The 16,390-nt window shown below is 72.6% G+C and carries 18 protein-coding genes; 12 read left to right on the forward strand and 6 right to left on the reverse strand.

Annotation, left to right across the window (positions count from 1 at the left end):
- Positions 1 to 129 precede the first annotated feature (129 nt).
- Positions 130 to 543, forward strand: a complete 414-nt coding sequence (locus ACFVIU_RS05835) for an SRPBCC family protein (protein WP_385840875.1) — start codon at positions 130 to 132, stop codon at positions 541 to 543.
- Positions 544 to 606: 63 nt separating this feature from the next.
- On the opposite strand, the gene ACFVIU_RS05840 is transcribed toward ACFVIU_RS05835, so the two are convergent.
- Positions 607 to 2,121 (reverse strand): hypothetical protein, encoded by a 1,515-nt coding sequence (locus ACFVIU_RS05840; protein WP_385840876.1) that lies wholly within the window; start codon positions 2,119 to 2,121, stop codon positions 607 to 609.
- Between the two features lie 294 nt (positions 2,122 to 2,415).
- Between ACFVIU_RS05840 and ACFVIU_RS05845 the strand changes: the two genes are divergently transcribed.
- From ACFVIU_RS05845 to ACFVIU_RS05855, 3 genes are all read left to right on the forward strand, one after another.
- Positions 2,416 to 3,846, forward strand: coding sequence for an FUSC family protein (locus ACFVIU_RS05845; RefSeq protein ID WP_385840877.1), 1,431 nt, complete (start codon positions 2,416 to 2,418; stop codon positions 3,844 to 3,846).
- Positions 3,843 to 5,048 (forward strand): PP2C family protein-serine/threonine phosphatase, encoded by a 1,206-nt coding sequence (locus tag ACFVIU_RS05850; RefSeq protein ID WP_385840878.1) that lies wholly within the window; start codon positions 3,843 to 3,845, stop codon positions 5,046 to 5,048. The genes ACFVIU_RS05845 and ACFVIU_RS05850 overlap by 4 nt, the downstream gene beginning before the upstream one ends.
- An 82-nt stretch (positions 5,049 to 5,130) precedes the next feature.
- Complete coding sequence (locus ACFVIU_RS05855; RefSeq protein WP_385840879.1) at positions 5,131 to 5,709, forward strand: hypothetical protein; 579 nt, start codon at positions 5,131 to 5,133, stop codon at positions 5,707 to 5,709.
- A 121-nt stretch (positions 5,710 to 5,830) separates the two neighbouring features.
- Here ACFVIU_RS05855 and ACFVIU_RS05860 read toward each other — a convergent pair whose 3' ends face one another.
- Both ACFVIU_RS05860 and ACFVIU_RS05865 read right to left on the reverse strand, forming a co-directional pair.
- Entirely contained in the window at positions 5,831 to 6,520 is a 690-nt protein-coding gene (locus ACFVIU_RS05860; protein ID WP_385840880.1) for a polysaccharide deacetylase family protein, read from the reverse strand.
- A gap of 15 nt (positions 6,521 to 6,535) precedes the next feature.
- On the reverse strand, positions 6,536 to 7,195 hold the full coding sequence (locus tag ACFVIU_RS05865; protein WP_385840882.1) for a glycoside hydrolase family 11 protein: 660 nt from the start codon (positions 7,193 to 7,195) through the stop codon (positions 6,536 to 6,538).
- Positions 7,196 to 7,499: 304 nt separating this feature from the next.
- On the opposite strand from ACFVIU_RS05865, the gene ACFVIU_RS05870 reads away from it, so the two are divergent.
- Genes ACFVIU_RS05870 through hypA form a run of 8 tightly spaced genes read left to right on the forward strand, consistent with a single transcriptional unit; the run spans position 7,500 to position 13,874 of the window.
- Positions 7,500 to 8,984 carry a hypothetical protein gene (locus ACFVIU_RS05870; RefSeq protein ID WP_385840883.1) on the forward strand — a complete coding sequence of 495 codons (1,485 nt, stop codon included), beginning with the start codon at positions 7,500 to 7,502 and terminating at the stop codon, positions 8,982 to 8,984.
- Positions 8,981 to 10,069 carry a hydrogenase expression protein HypE gene (locus ACFVIU_RS05875; RefSeq protein ID WP_385840884.1) on the forward strand — a complete coding sequence of 363 codons (1,089 nt, stop codon included), beginning with the start codon at positions 8,981 to 8,983 and terminating at the stop codon, positions 10,067 to 10,069. Before ACFVIU_RS05870 ends, ACFVIU_RS05875 begins: the two co-directional genes overlap by 4 nt.
- A gap of 60 nt (positions 10,070 to 10,129) precedes the next feature.
- Complete coding sequence (locus tag ACFVIU_RS05880) at positions 10,130 to 11,923, forward strand: nickel-dependent hydrogenase large subunit (RefSeq protein WP_385840885.1); 1,794 nt, start codon at positions 10,130 to 10,132, stop codon at positions 11,921 to 11,923.
- Positions 11,916 to 12,467, forward strand: coding sequence for a NifU family protein (locus ACFVIU_RS05885; protein ID WP_385840886.1), 552 nt, complete (start codon positions 11,916 to 11,918; stop codon positions 12,465 to 12,467). The genes ACFVIU_RS05880 and ACFVIU_RS05885 overlap by 8 nt, the downstream gene beginning before the upstream one ends.
- Positions 12,464 to 13,060 carry a DUF5947 family protein gene (locus ACFVIU_RS05890; protein WP_385840887.1) on the forward strand — a complete coding sequence of 199 codons (597 nt, stop codon included), beginning with the start codon at positions 12,464 to 12,466 and terminating at the stop codon, positions 13,058 to 13,060. Before ACFVIU_RS05885 ends, ACFVIU_RS05890 begins: the two co-directional genes overlap by 4 nt.
- A gap of 25 nt (positions 13,061 to 13,085) precedes the next feature.
- Entirely contained in the window at positions 13,086 to 13,292 is a 207-nt protein-coding gene (locus ACFVIU_RS05895; protein ID WP_385840888.1) for a hypothetical protein, read from the forward strand.
- Positions 13,293 to 13,333: 41 nt separating this feature from the next.
- On the forward strand, positions 13,334 to 13,510 hold the full coding sequence (locus tag ACFVIU_RS05900) for a hypothetical protein (RefSeq protein WP_385840889.1): 177 nt from the start codon (positions 13,334 to 13,336) through the stop codon (positions 13,508 to 13,510).
- Between the two features lie 7 nt (positions 13,511 to 13,517).
- The gene (hypA, locus tag ACFVIU_RS05905) at positions 13,518 to 13,874 is read left to right on the forward strand and encodes a hydrogenase maturation nickel metallochaperone HypA (protein ID WP_385840890.1); all 357 of its coding nucleotides are present in this window, start codon (positions 13,518 to 13,520) and stop codon (positions 13,872 to 13,874) included.
- A gap of 19 nt (positions 13,875 to 13,893) precedes the next feature.
- Here hypA and hypE read toward each other — a convergent pair whose 3' ends face one another.
- Genes hypE through ACFVIU_RS05920 form a run of 3 tightly spaced genes read right to left on the reverse strand, consistent with a single transcriptional unit; the run spans position 13,894 to position 16,389 of the window.
- Positions 13,894 to 14,967 carry a hydrogenase expression/formation protein HypE gene (gene hypE / locus ACFVIU_RS05910; RefSeq protein ID WP_385840892.1) on the reverse strand — a complete coding sequence of 358 codons (1,074 nt, stop codon included), beginning with the start codon at positions 14,965 to 14,967 and terminating at the stop codon, positions 13,894 to 13,896.
- Entirely contained in the window at positions 14,960 to 16,102 is a 1,143-nt protein-coding gene (gene hypD / locus ACFVIU_RS05915; protein ID WP_385840893.1) for a hydrogenase formation protein HypD, read from the reverse strand. Before hypD ends, hypE begins: the two co-directional genes overlap by 8 nt.
- A complete protein-coding gene (locus ACFVIU_RS05920; RefSeq protein WP_385840894.1) occupies positions 16,099 to 16,389 on the reverse strand; it encodes a HypC/HybG/HupF family hydrogenase formation chaperone in 291 nt (96 codons plus the stop codon). The genes hypD and ACFVIU_RS05920 overlap by 4 nt, the downstream gene beginning before the upstream one ends.
- Position 16,390 lies beyond the last annotated feature (1 nt).

A 16,390-nucleotide genomic window follows, 5' to 3' on the forward strand; every position in this document is an offset into this window, starting at 1 on the left:
GAACCATGACCAAACTTGGCCAGACAAGTGAACGGCCGAGGCGAGAGGGGGCCGTCACCGCTTTTCGGTTGCCGCAGACGGGGCACGCGGTCCGGGTACGGCTTCCTAGCCCAAGGGGGCGCTGTCGCGATGACCGAGTACGAACGTTCCCGCACGATGCCCGCCCAGCCCGAGCACGTCTTCGACCAGGCGGCCAACACCGACCAGCTCGACGCCTGGCTCCCCGACGCCCTGCACGTCGACGTCGAGGAGCCACCCGCCGCCACCGTGCACGAGGACCGCTCGGGCACGGACCAGCCCGCGCTGCTGCGCGCCCGGCCGGAGCAGATGCGGCTGGAGTGGGGCACCCGCGAACAGGGCGCCTACGCCGGCTGGCTCCAGGTCGCCGGCATCGGCAGCGGCGCCAGCGAGGTGACGGTCCATCTGTCCTTCTTCGACGACCGCCACGACCCGGGCGAGGACGCGGTCGCCGGCGCCCTCGAGGACAGCCTGCGGCGGCTGGAGGAGCAGGTGCGGCTGCGCGTCGACAACACGGCCGGCTGAGGGCACCGAGGGGCTCAGACGCTGGTCAGCACCTGCGGCGACAGCTCTTCTCTGCGAGGTGGATCAGTAGGTGGAGCCGAAGGAGCGGGTCGAGTAGGCGCACTCGGTGTAGATGTAGCCGTACCGGAGTTTGGCGGTGTCCGAGGCCGGGGTCGTGGAGCTGCTGCTGTGGGACTTGTGCACGAAGTAGGTGGTGCCCGGGGGCAGGCTGATCGTGCGCTGCGGGTAGTCCTTGCCGCCGCTGCACGGCTTGAAGCCGGTCAGGAGTGTCTCGGCGAGCAGGTACGCCTTGCAGTCGCCGCAGGCCTTGAGGGTGAAGCTGCCGGTGACGGGGCCGGTGTAGAGGACGGTGATGTCGTCCGGGCTGTCGTTCTTGACGGTGACGGAGATGCCGCCGCCGGAGGCGGTGGTGGGGAGCTTGCCGCCGGCCGCAGGGAGCGTCTGGGCGACCTCGGCGGCTATCGCGACCTTCTTGGCGCGGTCCCGGTTGCGGTCGTTCTTGTTGTCGTCGACGAACTGCTCCATGGTCTTCTGCGCCGCCGCGAAGTCCTTGTCCTTGTACTGCTCGACACCGCACGCGTACTCGCCCGAGTTACCGCTGCGGTCCGCGCGGTCGGCGGCCTTCGCCAGGCTGCCGCCCGTGTCGTCGGCCGACTTCGCCAGGTCGGCGATGCTGGTGTTGAGGGTGCGCAGCCGGTCCACGGCCGCGCACGCTCCGGAGCCGCCGACGTCCTTGGCCGCCTTCGTCACCGCCGCGTCCACGGCGGGCGCCACCTGGGTGGCCTGGCGGGATTTCGGGAAGGTGTTCAGCAGGTCGGTGTAGCGGGTGACCCAGTCCGCCGATCCGCCGGCGAGGCCCTCGGACCCGCACTCGTACAGCGAGGTGGCCAGCCGGTCGTCGGGCCAGGCCGCCAGCGATCCCAGCTGGGACTTGGGCAGGGTGTCGGGAAGCGTGCGCAGGTACTTCAGGGGTTCCACCGCGCCGCAGTAGTCCCGGTGGCTGTAGGCCGCGCCGACAGTCGTGTAGAAGGTGTGCAGCCGGTCGGGCACCTGCCGGGCGGCACGGGAGCCGGGGTGGTGGACGGCGATGTCCCGGTAGACGGTCAGCGCCTTGCGGTAGTCCGGCTCCGCGGTGGAGAACGACTGCCGGCCCGCGGCCGCGACCTGGCGGTCGGCCTGGTCCAGCCGGTCAAGGAGGGCCTGTTCCACGGCGTCGTGGTGGGCGCCCTGGTACCAGAGGGCGCCACCGGCCGGTACGGCGAGCAGCACCACGCCCAGCAGCAGCGCCAGCGGCGCTCTGCCCGGCCACACCAGCCGGGTACGCAGTGCGGTGACGGCGCCGTGGACGGCGGCGAGCAGCAGCACCAGGCCGTAACCGACGAGCGCCACCCCGGGGATCCCGTCGGCGTCCGCGGGCAGCGCGACGAACAGCAGCACGGCGGTCGCCGCCCAGCAGACGGCCGTGAGGAGCCGGCGCCGCAGCAGCGCGTAGCCGAGGCCGAGCCCGCTGAGGTTGAGCAGGGCGACCGCTGCGGCGCGCCACGGGTCCGCGGGCGCGGGCGGGGGACTCGCCGGCATCGGCGGCACCGGCGGCATCGACGGCGCACCGAACCCGGGGTATGAACTGCCCTGGTCTGGATTGTTCTGATGTGCCCCACCCGGATAAGGGCCGTACGCATCCTCGGACATAGTGGCTCCCCCCACTCAACTCCCCCCGCACCACTGCGGAATGAGCAGTTTACGTGCGTTGACACAGGACCCGACAGAGGTTCGAACACCTGACGCCTACACGTTCCTTATTTGCCACATGCCCGGTTTGTCCGATTATTCTGGGCGGCCTTGCCGGAACCCGGACAAAGGAGGTCACTCGACATGCTCAGCGCACGGTGGTCCGCCCTCGCCGAGAGGATCGGACGGACCGACTGCGTCGGGGCCGCGCGCGCGACCGTGGCCGCCGGACTCACCTGGCAGATGTGTGCGACCCTGCTGCACTCCCCCGACCCGTACCCGGGTGCCGTCGCCGCGCTGCTCACGGTCGAGGCGACGGTGGTGCGCACGGTCGCCGCCGCGGCCCGGTACGCCGCCGGCTGTCTGCTCGGTGTCCTGCTCGCGGTACCGGCCGCGCTGTATGTGCACCCGGGGATGGTGGGGCTGGCCCTGGTGGTGTTCGCCTCGGTGCTGCCGGTCCGGCACGGCTTCCTCGGTCACCACGGCCTCCATGTGCCGACCACCGCCCTGATCACCTTCGCCCTGGTCCGCGGCCGCCACCCCGGCGAGCTGGCCTCCCATCTCACGGAGATCGTGCTGGGCATCGCCTTCGGCCTGGCGTGCAGCGCGCTGCTGTTCCCGGCGGTGCGCGTGCGCTCCGCCGAGCGGGCCCTGGCGGAGCTGCGGCATCTGATCGCCCGGGACCTGGACGCGCTGGCCGACGCGGTCGTACGGCGTGAACCGCCGCGGCAGGTGCTCGGCGCCGCCTGGGAACGCGACCTGGAGACCGCCCTGGACCGAGCCCGCGGCGCGGTGGACGAGGCGCACGAGAGCGTGCGCTGGAACGTCCGGCCGGCCGCCCGGCGCCGCCGCTGGCACCTGGACCACCGGGTGCTGCGCACGCTGGGCGAAGTGGCGGAACAGGCGACGGCGACGGGCCGGCTGCTGGACGGACACCGCCCGCACCCCGGCGGCCCGGCCGCCCCCTTCGTCCAGCGGTACGCGCGCCTGCTGCGGACGACCGCCCTGTGCGTCTACTCCTGCCGGGGCGGCGGCCGCCCGCATCCCGCGCTGCCCGCCGCACGGCACGCGCTGGCCCGCCTCGACGGACCGGCCCCCGGCCCCCACCCGGCCCCGCACACCCCCGCCACCGCCACACCGGCTTCCGCCGACGAGCCCGGCACCACTCAGCCGCCCCCGGCCACCGGCTCCGGTACCGATCCATCAGCCCTGGGCGCCGCGCTGGGTACCGATCCATCAGCCCGGGACGCTCACCCCCGCACCGAACCACCGGCCCGGGAGATCGGCCCCGGCGCAGGCCCCCCGGCCTCGGTGACCGATCCCCACACCGACTCGCCTGCCCCGCACACCAACCCGGCGGCCCCCGACACCAGCGTCGGCGTCGACCCGCGCACCGGGTCCCTGGCCCCCGGCACCGATCCCCGCACCACCCCACCACCCTCCGGCGTCCCCGAGCGGCGCCTCCTCCGGCAGCTCGACGCGGCCCTCGCCTGCCTGGCCGCGCCCGCGCCCGCGGCCCGGGCCGCCCGGCCGCACCGCGTCCTCGCTCCCCTACGGCCCGCATCGCGACGATGACCTCTTCCCCCTCCACCGATCTCCAACACCAGCACCCCACCCCCACCGGCAAGGACACCGGGCGCCGGTCCGCCCGCTCCCGGGTCCTGCTGGCCTCCGCACCCGCGCTGCTGATGGCGGTGGTCGTCCTCGTCGACGTACTCACCCCGGACTGGCTGCATGTCGCGCCGGTGCTGGCCGCCGTACCCGTCCTGGCCGCCGTGCTGCTGCCGTGCCCGGCGACGGCGGCGCTCGCCGCTGCCGTGCTCGTGGTCACGCTGCTGCTCCAGCTGGACGCCGGGACGTGCGGCCGCCCGGACTCGGACGTCACCCTGGGCACACTGTTCGTCGTCGGACTCACCTCGCTCGGCGCGTGCGCGCTGCGGCGGCGCCGGGAACGGCAGCTCCGCCAGGTCCGCTCGGTCGCCGAGACCACACAGCGCGCCCTCATGCACCCGCTCCCCGGCCGGATCGGCTCGCTGGCCCTGTCCGGCTGCTATCTGCCGGCCGAGTCGGAGGCCCGGATCGGCGGCGACTTCTACGAGGCGCTGCGCACGCCGTACGGCACCCGGATCCTCCTCGGCGACGTACGCGGCAAGGGCCTGACGGCCGTCGGCGCCTCGGCGACCCTGCTCAGCGCCTTTCGTGAACTCGCCTACCAGGAGCCGGAGTTGACGCGCGTCGCGGCGCACCTGGACGAGCGGGCCCGACAGCAGATCGCGGCGCTGGACGGGACCCCGGACGGACGGGGCACGGACGGTGCGGGCGGCGCCCTGTTCACGGAGCGGTTCGCCACCGCGCTGCTGGTGGAGTTCCCGCCCGGCGAGACGGTGGCCCGCATCGTGCACTGCGGCCACCCCGAGCCGTACGTCGTACACGCCGGGCGGCCGCGCCCGGTACGGCCGGAGCAGCCGGGCGCGCCGCTCGGGCTCGGTGACCTCCTGGACGCGCGGCCGGTCGCGCAGACGGTGCCGTTCACGGCCGGCGACCGACTGGTGCTCTACACCGACGGTTTCATCGAGGCCCGCGACCGCCTCGGCCGGTTCTACGACCTGTCCGGGCGGGTGCGGGCGCACGCGGGCCGGCCGCCGGCGGCGATGGTGGCGGCCCTCCGCCGCGACCTGCTGCGCCATGTGCACGGCGATCTCGGGGACGACGCGGCCCTGGTGGCGGTGGAACGGCTGCCCTCCGGCGCCGGCGAACCGCGGGCCGGACACGCGTGAACCGGCCGACCTCGGCCAAGGCGGGCCCGCGGCGCCGCTCCGCCTGGAACCATGGAACGCCCGGCGAGGGAGGGAGACGCCCGTGGCGTGGACGACGGAGGAGTTCGGGGAGTCCCACGAGGGCATCGTCGGAGCCGTGCTGGCCGACGGCAGCGAGCCGAAGCCCGCGTACTTCGACGTCGGCAGCGGCGCCGAGATGTACCGGACCAGCGAGTGGTGGGCATACAGCGGCCGGCTGGGCAAGCCACGGGCGGCCGCGATCCGGGCCGCGTGCAGTTGCGGCTGGCGCGGCCCGAGCGTGCCGGTGCCGTGGGCGGAGCTGGACGAGGACGGCCTGGACGACCTGGACCTCTCCGGTCCGCACCGGGACTGGCGGGAACACATCGGGGCGGTGGAGCGGCGCACGGTACCGTTGCCGGAGGAACTGACCGAGCTGCTGGGTGTCCTGGAGGAAAGGCTGCTGGCGCTCGCCGACGACGCACCGGCCGCCGCGCTGCGGGCCGTGGCGGCGCTGGACCGGCTGACCGCCCGGGTCGGCCGGGAGGCGGCCTGCATGATCGAGGAGGACAGCGCGGGGCAGTGGGAGTCGCTGGGCAGGGCCCTCGGCATCGCCCCCGACCGGGCCCGCTCCCTGGTCACCCGCTATCTGCTGCTCCACTGAGCCGCGGCAAGCGCGAGCGGCCGACCTGGCTGGATGACACGCAACTCGGAAGGCGGCCGTGGGCTGCGTGGGACGCGAAGGGGGGCGGCCGGCGGGCGCATGGCCCGGCGGCCGCCCGCTGTCAGGGCGCCACGGCCCGGCCGGTCTGCGGGGAGATCCGGCCGGCGCACAGCCCGCGGGCCGCCAGCACCTGGGCGATGCGCGGCACCGCGGCGAGCGTGTTCGCGGGCCACTCGTGCATGAGGATGACCTGACCGTTGGTCAGCCGGCCGGCCGCCTGCACGATGGCGTCGGTGCTCGCGCCGTTCCAGTCCTGCGAGTCGACGTCCCAGATGACCTGGGTGAGGCCGTACTTGGCCGCGACCCCGTGCACGGTGGCGTTCGTCTCGCCGTAGGGCGGCCGGAACAGCACCGGTGTGCCGCCGCCGGCCGCCGCGATCGCCTGCTGGGTGCGGGCGATCTCGGAGTCGGTCTGCGCCTGGCTTAGCTGGGTCAGATGCGGGTGGGTGTAGCTGTGGTTGCCGATCCACATGCCCGCCGCGGCCTCGGCCCGGACCTGTGCCGGATAGGCGGCCGCGTACTGGCCCTCGTTGAACACGGTGGCCCGCAGTCCGTTCTGCCGGAGCGCGGCGAGCAGGGCCGGGGTATGGGCGTCGGACGGCCCGTCGTCGAAGGTGAGCCCGACATACCCGGAGCAGCCTGCGGCACGGGACGGTGTGGCGCCGAGCGTGAGGCTGCCGGTGATGCCCAGTGCGGCCACGGCGAGCGTCGCCACGAGGGGCCGGACGGCCCGGCCGGGTGAGCTGCGCATGGGTGCCACCTCCCCTCAGTTCACCGTGATGCTGGAGTTGCCGCTGCTGTGGTAGCCCTCGGTCGCCAGGATCATGTAGTTGAAGGTGCCGAGGTTCATGCCGTGCCGGGCCCAGGCGTCGAAGTGGTTGCCGGTGGTGATGGTTCCGCCGGTCCGCTTGGTCTGCCGCACGCTCCAGTACTGGTTGAACGTCCGGATGCCCTCGATCGACGGGGCGTTGACCCGGGTCGTCTCGTAGATGTCGTACGTGCCGCCGTCGCTGGTGACGGTGCCCTTGTAGGTGCCGGTGGGCCGGTAGGTGCCCCAGTTGTCGACGACGTAGTACTCCACCAGCGGGTTGGTCGTCCAGCCGTACAGGGAGAGGTAGCCGTTGCCGGACGGGTTGAAGCTGCCGTTGTAGTTGACGGTGCGGCGGCCGCCGGTGCTCCAGCCCTTGCCCGCGACGAAGTTGCCGCTGTTGCTCCACGAGGTGCTGTAGCTGCCTCCGGAGCCGAGACCCATCGAGACGGATCCGCCTCCGTCGGTCCAGAACGAGTAGTAGTAGCCGTTGTTGGTGCCGGTCTGGTTGGTGGTGATGACCGTGTCGGCCTGCGCGGTGCCGGGCAGCAGCAACGCTCCGACGGCGACCAGCACCATGGCGCACGCGCCTCGGATGAAGAGCACGAACCGTTCCACGACGCTTCCTTCCTCATCGCCCGCTGACGCCGATGAGTGTCTGAGCGGGCCGAACCACTGTCAACAGTTTCGGTTGATATTTCGAAACGTTCGTACCTGTGAACAGCAGCGGTGATGCGTCGAAAGCGTTCGGAGCGCGCGGCTCGCTGATCGACTTTCACCGGCTCCTGACGTCGAAAGTTTCGACGTGTTGACCGGTGTCCCCTGACCGGCCCAACGACCGCGCGTCCGAGGGGCGCGGTCGCCTGCGGGGTGTGACCGTGGTGGGAGGCATCCGCCGGTGCACCGGAGTCGAGGAGGCGGGATGGAGTCGATGAGCGCGGTCGCCGACGCCGTGCTGTACGAGGGGTACCTGCTGTATCCCTATCGCCGTTCCTCCGCGAAGAACCGGGTCCGCTGGCAGTTCGGGGTGCTGCTGCCCCGGGACTGGGTGGAGCGGGACGGGCCGGTCGCGCCCGGCATCTCCGGCTCCGCGGACTCCTGGTACCAGCAGACCGAGTGCCTGCTGCGGGTACGGCGCCCGGACGCGGTCGTGCGGGTGCGGGTGCGCTATCTCCAGCTCCAGCACAAGCAGGTGGAGGCGGCCGACGGCGCGGGCGGACACCGGCCGGTCGAGTCGTTGCGGGCGGAGGACGGCACCCGTCATCTGTCCTTCGAGGAGGCCGTGGAGCGGGAGGCCGAGGTCACGCTGGCTCCGGCGGACCTGCTGCGCGGGGCGCACACCGTCTGTGTGAACGCGCCCGCCGGGGCGGACTGCGAGCCGCTGCCGGCCGGGGCGGGCCGCACGGTCCGGCGGCGGCAGGAGGTACGGGCGGCCCTGACGGTCGCCGCCGAACCGCTCTCCGCCGAACCGCTCTCCTCCCAACCGCCCGCCGCCGAACCACTCGACCGGCCGGAGCTGTACCGGCTGCGGGTGCGGATCGAGAACACCGGCGCCGCCCCGGATCCGCACGCGCCGCGGGGCGCGGTGCTGGAGCGGGCGCTGATCGCCACGCACACCCTGCTCGGCGGCGACGGCGTGGAGTTCGTCTCCCTGATCGATCCGCCGGCCGCGCTGCGCGAGGCGGCACGGGGCTGCCGTAACGCGTTCACTTTCCCGGTGCTGGGCGGCGCACCCGGCGCCCACGCCGGCGCAGACGGGGCGACCGCACCCGTCATGCTGTCCGCGCCCATCATCCTGCCGGACCACCCCCAGGTGGCACCGGAGAGCCCCGGCGACCTGCACGACGCGGCGGAGATCGACGAGATTCTCACGCTGCGCACGATGCTGCTGACCGACGAGGAGAAGGCGGAGGCCCGGGCCACCGATCCACGGGCCGCGCAGATTCTCGACCGGGTCGACACCATGCCGGACGAGGTGTTCGCCCGCCTGCACGGCGCCATCCGCTCCCTGGCCCCGGCCGGGGCGCCGGCCCGCCCGCAGCGGCCCGCCTGGTGGCAGGAGGGCGGTGACGACGGGCTGTCCCCGACGACCGACACCGTCCTCGTGGCCGGGGTCGCCGTGGGCGCGGGCAGCCCGGTGCGGCTGCGTCCCCGGCTGCGCGGCGCCGACGCGCAGGACATGTTCCTGGACGGGCGCACCGCCCGGGTCGCCGCCGTCTTCCACGACGTCGACGGCGGGGTCAGGTTCGCCGTCACGGTCGACGACGATCCGGCCGCCGAACTGCACGACTGGTACGGCCGGTTCCACTACTTCCGGCCCGACGAGGTCGAACCCCTCGTCCCCACGGGCCCGCCGGTGTCCCCCGGCCCGGCCCACGACCGACTGCGACGGAGGCCGCAGACATGAGCACACGGAGCGGTACCACCGAAGCCCCCGGCGAGTCCGGCCGGGCCGAAGCGCACGACGGCTTCGAGGAGATCACCATCCTCTGGATCTCGGAGGGCATGAGCTGCGACGGCGACACCGTGTCGCTGACCGCGGCGGGCCAGCCGTCCATCGAGGACGTGGTGCTGGGTCTCATCCCGGGTCTGCCGAAGGTGAACCTGGTCAACAAGGTGCTGTCGCCGAGCCTGGGCGGCGAGGACTTCCTCGCCCCGTACCGGGCGGCGGCGCGCGGCGAGCTTGCGCCGTTCATCCTGGTAATCGAGGGTTCGATCCCGAACCAGCGGATCATCGAGGGGGACGGCTACTGGACGTCGTTCGGCAACGACCCCGACACCGGTCAGCCGCAGACCCTGAACCAGTGGATCGACGACCTCGCGCCCAAGGCCTGGGCGGTGGTGGCCGCCGGGACCTGTGCCACGTTCGGCGGCATCCACGCCATGGCCGGCAACCCGACCGGCTGCATGGGCCTCGCGGACTACCTGGGCTGGGACTTCACGGCGCGGTCCGGGCTGCCGATCGTCAACGTGCCGGGCTGCCCGATCCAGCCGGAGAACTTCATGGAGACCCTGGTCTGGGTGCTCCAGCACGCGGCCGGCACCGCTCCCCCGCCACCGCTGGACCACATGCTGCGCCCCCAGTGGCTGTTCGGGAAGACCGTGCACGAGGGCTGCGACCGGGCCGCCTACTACGAGCAGGGCGACTTCGGGAAGGACTACAACTCCCCCAAGTGCCAGGTGCGGGTGGGCTGCTGGGGCCCGGTCGTCAACTGCAACGTCCCCAAGCGGGGCTGGATGGCCGGGATCGGCGGCTGCCCCAATGTCGGCGGCATCTGCATCGGCTGCACGATGCCCAGCTTCCCGGACGCCTTCATGCCGTTCATGGACGAACCGCCGGGCGGCACCCTGTCGTCGGCGGTGATCCGGCCGTACGGGGCGGTCATCCGGCGGCTGCGCGGCCTGACCAACGACCTGGTGAACCACGAGCCCAGGTGGCGCCACAACAAGCGCAAGCTGACCAGTGGTTACGACCCCCACTGGCGCGCCTGACCGTCCCCCCGGACCCCACCTCCACCCGCCCGACCCGAACAGCGAGGGGCAGCACCGCAGATGACCACCACCGAGTCCCGGGCCACGGGACGCAAGCCCGCCCAGATCGTCGACATGTCCTGGGATCCGATCACCCGGATCATCGGCAACCTGGGCATCTACACGAAGATCGACTTCGCCAACCGGGAGGTCGTGGAGTGCCACAGCACCTCGTCGCTGTTCCGCGGCTACTCGGTGTTCATGAGGGGCAAGGACCCGCGGGACGCCGGGTTCATCACCTCGCGGATCTGCGGCATCTGCGGTGACAACCACACCACCTGCTCCAACTACGCGCAGCAGATGGCCTACGGGGTCAAGCCGCCCAAGCTGGCCGAGCACATCACCAACCTCGGCGAGGCGGCGGAGTACATCTTCGACCACACGATCTTCCAGGACAACCTGGTGTTCGTGGACTTCTGCGAAGCGATGGTCAAGGCCACCAACCCCGGTGTGCTGGCCCGCGCCGAACGCACCGACGCACCGCGCGGGGACATCCACGGCTACCGCACCATCGCCGACATCATGAAGGCCTTCAACCCCTTCGAGGGCGAGGTCTACAAGGAGGCGCTGAAGGTCAGCCGGATCACCCGGGAGATGTTCTGCCTGATGGAGGGGCGGCATGTGCACCCCTCGACGCTGTACCCGGGCGGCGTCGGCACGATGCCGCAGCCGAGCACCTTCACCGACTACCTCAGCCGGCTCATGCGCGTCATCGACTTCATCAAGAAGGCGGTGGCGATGAACGACGACGTCTTCGACTTCTTCTACGAGGCCCTGCCGGGCTACGAGGAGGTCGGCAGACGCCGCATTCTGCTCGGCTGCTGGGGCGCCTTCCAGAACCCGGACGTGGTGGACTACCGCTACGCGACGATGAACGAGTGGGGCCGGGCGATGTATGTCACCCCGGGCATCATCGTCGACGGCAAGCTGGTCACCAACAACCTGATCGACATCAACCTCGGCCTGCGCATCATGCTGGGCAGCTCCTTCTACGAAGACTGGGTGAACGAGGAGCCGTTCGTCACCCACGACCCGCTCGGCAACCCCGTCGACATGCGCCACCCCTGGAACCAGACCACGGTCCCGGTGCCGCAGAAGCGGGAGTTCGAGGGCAACTACAGCTGGGTGATGAGCCCGCGCTGGTACCACCCGCAGACCGGCGAGCACCTCGCCCTGGACACCGGCGGCGGCCCGCTCGCCCGGCTCTGGTCGACGGCGCTGAGCGGCCTGGTCGACACGCCGTACGTCAAGGCGACCGGCGGCGCCGTCCGGATCACCCTGCCCAAGGGCGAGCGGCTGCCGGAGACCACCCTGGAGTGGCGCATCCCGAAGTGGAGCAACACCCTCGAACGGGACCGCGCCCGGCCGTACTTCATCGCCTACGCCGCCGCCATGGCCTTGCAGTTCCTGGAGGAGGCGATGGGCATGCTGAAGAGCGGCGACACGAAGGTGTACGAGAACTTCGAGGTGCCGGACGAGTCGATCGGCTGCGGCTTCCACGAGGCGGTCCGCGGTGTCCTCTCCCACCATCTGGTGATCAGGGACAAGAAGATCGCCAACTACCACCCGTACCCGCCCACCCCGTGGAACGCCAGCCCCCGTGACATCCACGGCACCCCCGGCCCGTACGAGGACGCCGTCCAGGGGCAGCCGATCTTCGAGGAGAACGGTCCCGACGACTTCAAGGGCGTCGACATCATGCGCACCGTGCGCAGCTTCGACCCCTGTCTGCCGTGCGGGGTCCACATGTACATGGGCAAGGGCAAGACGCTGACCACGGTCCACTCGCCGACATATGGAGCGAACCATGGCTGACCCGGCCGTGCGGTTGCCGGACCCGGCCGTGGAGGCACGGCTCGCCCGGCTGGACGAGGTGCTCGCCGGGCTGGAGGCGGCGCCCGGGCCCGCCCTGGAGGCGGTACGGCTGCTGACCGAGGTCTACGGCGAGGCGCTCGCCCGGGTGCTGGACCACGCGGACGGGCCGCTGACGGAGCGGCTCGCCGATGACGAGTTGCTCGGGCATCTGCTGGTCCTGCACGACATCCACCCCGAGCCGCCGGAGCGCCGGGCCGCCCGCGCGGTCGAGAAGCTGCGGCCCGCGGTGCGCGAGCGCGGCGGCGATCTGGAGTGGGCGGGCGTCGAAGGACAGGTGGCGCGGGTACGGCTGAGCAGCGGCGGCGGTTGCGGTTCCGGCTGCGGCAGCGGCGGCGGCTCCTCGGACGTGGCCGCGGCGGTCCGGGACGCGGTGCTGGCCGTCGCCCCGGAGCTGACCGAGGTGGAGACGGTGTCCGGCGCCGCCCGCCCGGCCGGTCCCGCGTTCGTGCCGCTGGACTCCCTGCTGGTCCGGGAGGCGCGGTGAGCGTGGACGGGGCGCTCGCCCGGGTCATCCGCTCCGCCGCCGACCGGGCGGCGGAGGCCGCCGCGGAGGTGTGTGAGCTGTGCGCCGCGCGGATGGCCGGGGAACACCCGCATCTGTACGACACCGGTGCCGCCGAGCTGCGATGTGTGTGCCGCCCCTGCTCGGTGCTGTTCGCCGACGGCGCGGCGGGCGAGGGCCGGTACCGGCTGGTGCCCCGGCGGCGGCTGCGGCTGCCGCCCGTCGACACGGCGGTGCTCGGCGTCCCGGTGGGCCTGGTGTTCTTCGTGCCGGGCTCGGACGGCACGGTGACCGCGCAGGGGCCGAGCCCGGCCGGGGCCATGCGCTGGGAGGTGGACGCGGCGGCCTGGCGGCGGCTCGCCGCCGAGGTCCCGCAGCTGGCCGGGATGGCACCCGATGTGGAGGCGCTGCTGGTGAACACCGTGCGCGGCGCCGACGCACACTGGATCGTGCCGGTCGACGACTGCTACCGGATGATCGCCCTGGTCCGCCGGGAGTGGCGGGGCCTGTCCGGTGGCGGCCGGGTGTGGCCGGCCGTAGAACAGTTCTTCAGGGAACTGACCGAGCGGTCCTGAGGACCGGACCGGAAGGAGAACCGGTATGGGCAGCATCCGAGTGGGCCGACCCCAGGCGAAGCCCGACACCCCCACCCATGTGCGCGGACTGCACCAGGGGAACAAGGGCCCCTACCAGCACCAGACCGGACACCACGCGGACGGCACGTCCGACGCGCGCCGCTCCACCGGTGTGCACTGGAAGCGGCATGACGCGCTGGTGAAGGACATGCCGAACATCTCGCCGGGATGACCCGGCGGGACCGGCAGGACGTGACCCTCCAGGAGGTTGGCATGAGAAGAAGGACCAGGCGGGCCGGGATGTCCGGGCGTCAGCTGCTGGGCGCGCAGGCGGCGGTCGTCGGCGCCCTGTTCGCGGCCGTGTTCGTCAAGGAACTCCCGGGGATCGTGCGTGAGTTGCGTATCTACCGGATGACCGGTGGGCTGCGGGCCGCCCGCCGCTATCCCTGAGCCGGCCGTGCACGAACTGTCGATCGCGACCGCGATCGTGGAGCGGGCCGAGGAGATCGCCCGTGCGGACGGGTCGGACCGGGTGTCCTCGGTGACCGTGCGGGTCGGCGAGCTGGCCGGGGTCGTGCCGGACGCGCTGCACTTCGCGTTCGAGGTGGCCCGGGACGGGACGGCGCTCGCCGGTGCCCGCCTCGTCGTGGAACAGGTGACCGCGCTGGCCTGGTGCGGCGGGTGCACCGAGGAGTTCCCGGTGGGCATGCCGCCGTTCTTCTGGTGCCCGCGCTGCGACCGGCCCTCGCAGGAGCTGCGCCGCGGGCGGGAGCTGGAGATCACCGAGGTGGCGCCGGCCCCGGCCCCGCGCTGACGGCGGGGCCGGGCTCCGGTCAGCAGATGCGCGGCAGCTGCTCCCCCAGCGGCAGGTCCACCACCCGGGTGCCGCCGAGGCCGGTGGCGACGACGACCATGCCCGGGTGGTCCGCGACGCACTCCCCGATGACGGCCGCTCCGGTGCCGTGGGGATGGGCGTGCATCGCGGCGAGGACGGCCTCGGCGTGCTCCGGGGGCACGAAGGCGACCAGCCGGCCCTCGTTGGCGACGTACAGCGGGTCCAGGCCGAGGAAGCCGCAGGCGTTCACGACCTCGTCCGGCACCGGGACGGCCCGCTCGTGGAGCCGGACGCCGGTGCCGGAGGCGCGGGCGATCTCGTTGAGGGAGGCGCCGAGCCCGCCCCGGGTCGGGTCGCGCAGCACATGGATGTCGGGGGTGACCGCGAGCATGGCGGCCACCAGCCCGGCCAGCGGCGCGGTGTCGGAGGCGATCTCGACGCCGAACTCCAGCCCTTCCCGCACGCTCATGATCGCCACACCGTGCAGTCCGATCGGGCCGCTGACGATGACGACGTCCCCGGGGCGGGCCCGCTGCGGGCGGATGTCGACGCCGTCCGGTACGAGGCCGACGCCGGCGGTGGTGACATAGACGCCGTCGCCGTGCCCGGACTCGACGACCTTGGTGTCGCCGGTGGCCACGGTGACGCCCGCGGCCTCGGCCGCCGTGCCGATCGCCCGCGCGATCCGCTCGACGACGGCGAGTTCCACCCCCTCCTCCAGGACGAAGGCCGTGGAGAGATAGGCGGGCCTGGCTCCGCTCATGGCCAGGTCGTTGACGGTGCCGTTGACGGCGAGGTCGCCGAGGCTGCCGCCGGGGAAGAACAGCGGCCGTACGACATAGGAGTCGGTGGAGAAGGCCAGCCGGGCGCCGCCGAGGTCGAGCACGGCGGAGTCGGTGAGGGCGGCCAGGGTGGGGTTGCCGTAGGCGGGGGCGAAGACGTGCTCGACCAGTTCGGCGGAGAGGGCGCCGCCTCCGCCGTGGCCCATGACGACGACCGGCTGGTCGCGCAGCGGGGCGGGGCAGGTCCAGTTCGCGGGGTCGACGGCCGCTTCGGTGGCGAGGTCAGCCAACGGTGTTCATCTCCTCCTGCGGGATGCGGGATCCCTGAGGGGCCGGGGCGTTCATCCGGCGGTACAGGTAGTAGGCGGCGCAGGCGCCCTCGCTGGAGACCATGGTGGCGCCGAGCGGGGTGCGCGGGGTGCAGGCCGTGCCGAAGGCCTCGCACGCGGTCGGCTTGATCAGCCCCTGGAGGACCTCGCCGGCCCGGCACACGGCGGGTTCCTCGGTGCGGATGCCGCTGACGTCGAAGCGGTGCTCGGCGTCGTAGGCCCGGTAGGCCTCGGACAGCCGCCAGCCGCTGGCCGGGATGGGGCCGATGCCGCGCCAGTTGCGGTCGGTGACCTCGAAGACCTCCTGGAGCATGCGCAGGGCCGCCGGGTTGCCCTGGTCGCGTACGGCCCGGGGGTAGGCGTTCTCCACCCGGTGCTCGCCGCGCTCCAGCTGGTGGACCGCGCGGCGGATGCCCTCGAGGATGTCCAGCGGCTCGAAGCCGGTCACCACGACGGGGACGCGGTGCCGCTCGGCCAGGTCCGGGTACTCGGCGGTGCCCATCACGCTGCACACGTGTCCGGCGGCGAGGAATCCCTGCACCCGGCACTCGGGCGCCGTCATGATCGCGTCGATCGCCGGGGGGACCCGGACATGGGAGACCAGCAGGCTGAAGTTGCCGAGGCCGAGGCGGCGGGCCTGGTGGACGGCCATGGCGTTGGCGGGCGCGGTGGTCTCGAAGCCGATGGCGAAGAACACCACCTGCCGGTCGGGGTTCCTGCGGGCCAGATCGAGGGCGTCCAGCGGCGAGTACACCACCCGGACGTCACCGCCCTCGCCCTTGACCCGGTACAGGTCCCGGTCGGTGCCGGGCACCCGCAGCATGTCCCCGAAGGAGCAGAAGATCACCTCGGGGCGGGCGGCGATCTCCAGGGCCTTGTCGATGACCTCCAGCGGGGTGACGCACACCGGGCAGCCAGGCCCGTGGATCAACTCGACGTTCTCCGGCAGGAGTTGGTCGATGCCGTGCCGGATGATGGAGTGCGTCTGGCCGCCGCAGACCTCCATCAGGGCCCAGGGCCGGGTGGCCGTGGCGTGGATCTCGTCCAGCAGTCGCCGGGCGAGGGCGGGGTCCTGGAACTCGTCGATGTACTTCACGGGGCCTCACTCCCGCTCTCCTGCCGCGCCGCCTGCTCCCAGGCGTCACCGAACTCCTCTTCCAGCAGGCCCAGTTGCTCGAACAGCTCCAGGGACGCTCGGGCCGATTCCTCGTCCAGGCGCTGCAACGCGAAGCCGACGTGGACGATGACGTACTCCCCCACCCGGATGTCGGGCAGGTACTCCAGGCAGGCCTGTTTTCGTACGCCGCCGAAGTCGATCAGGCCGGTGAGGGGGTCGGCGCGGTGGTCGATGGACACGACCTTGCCGGGCACTGCCAGACACATG

The organism is Streptomyces sp. NPDC127190 (assembly GCF_042672505.1).
Classification (GTDB): Bacteria; Actinomycetota; Actinomycetes; order Streptomycetales; family Streptomycetaceae; genus Streptomyces.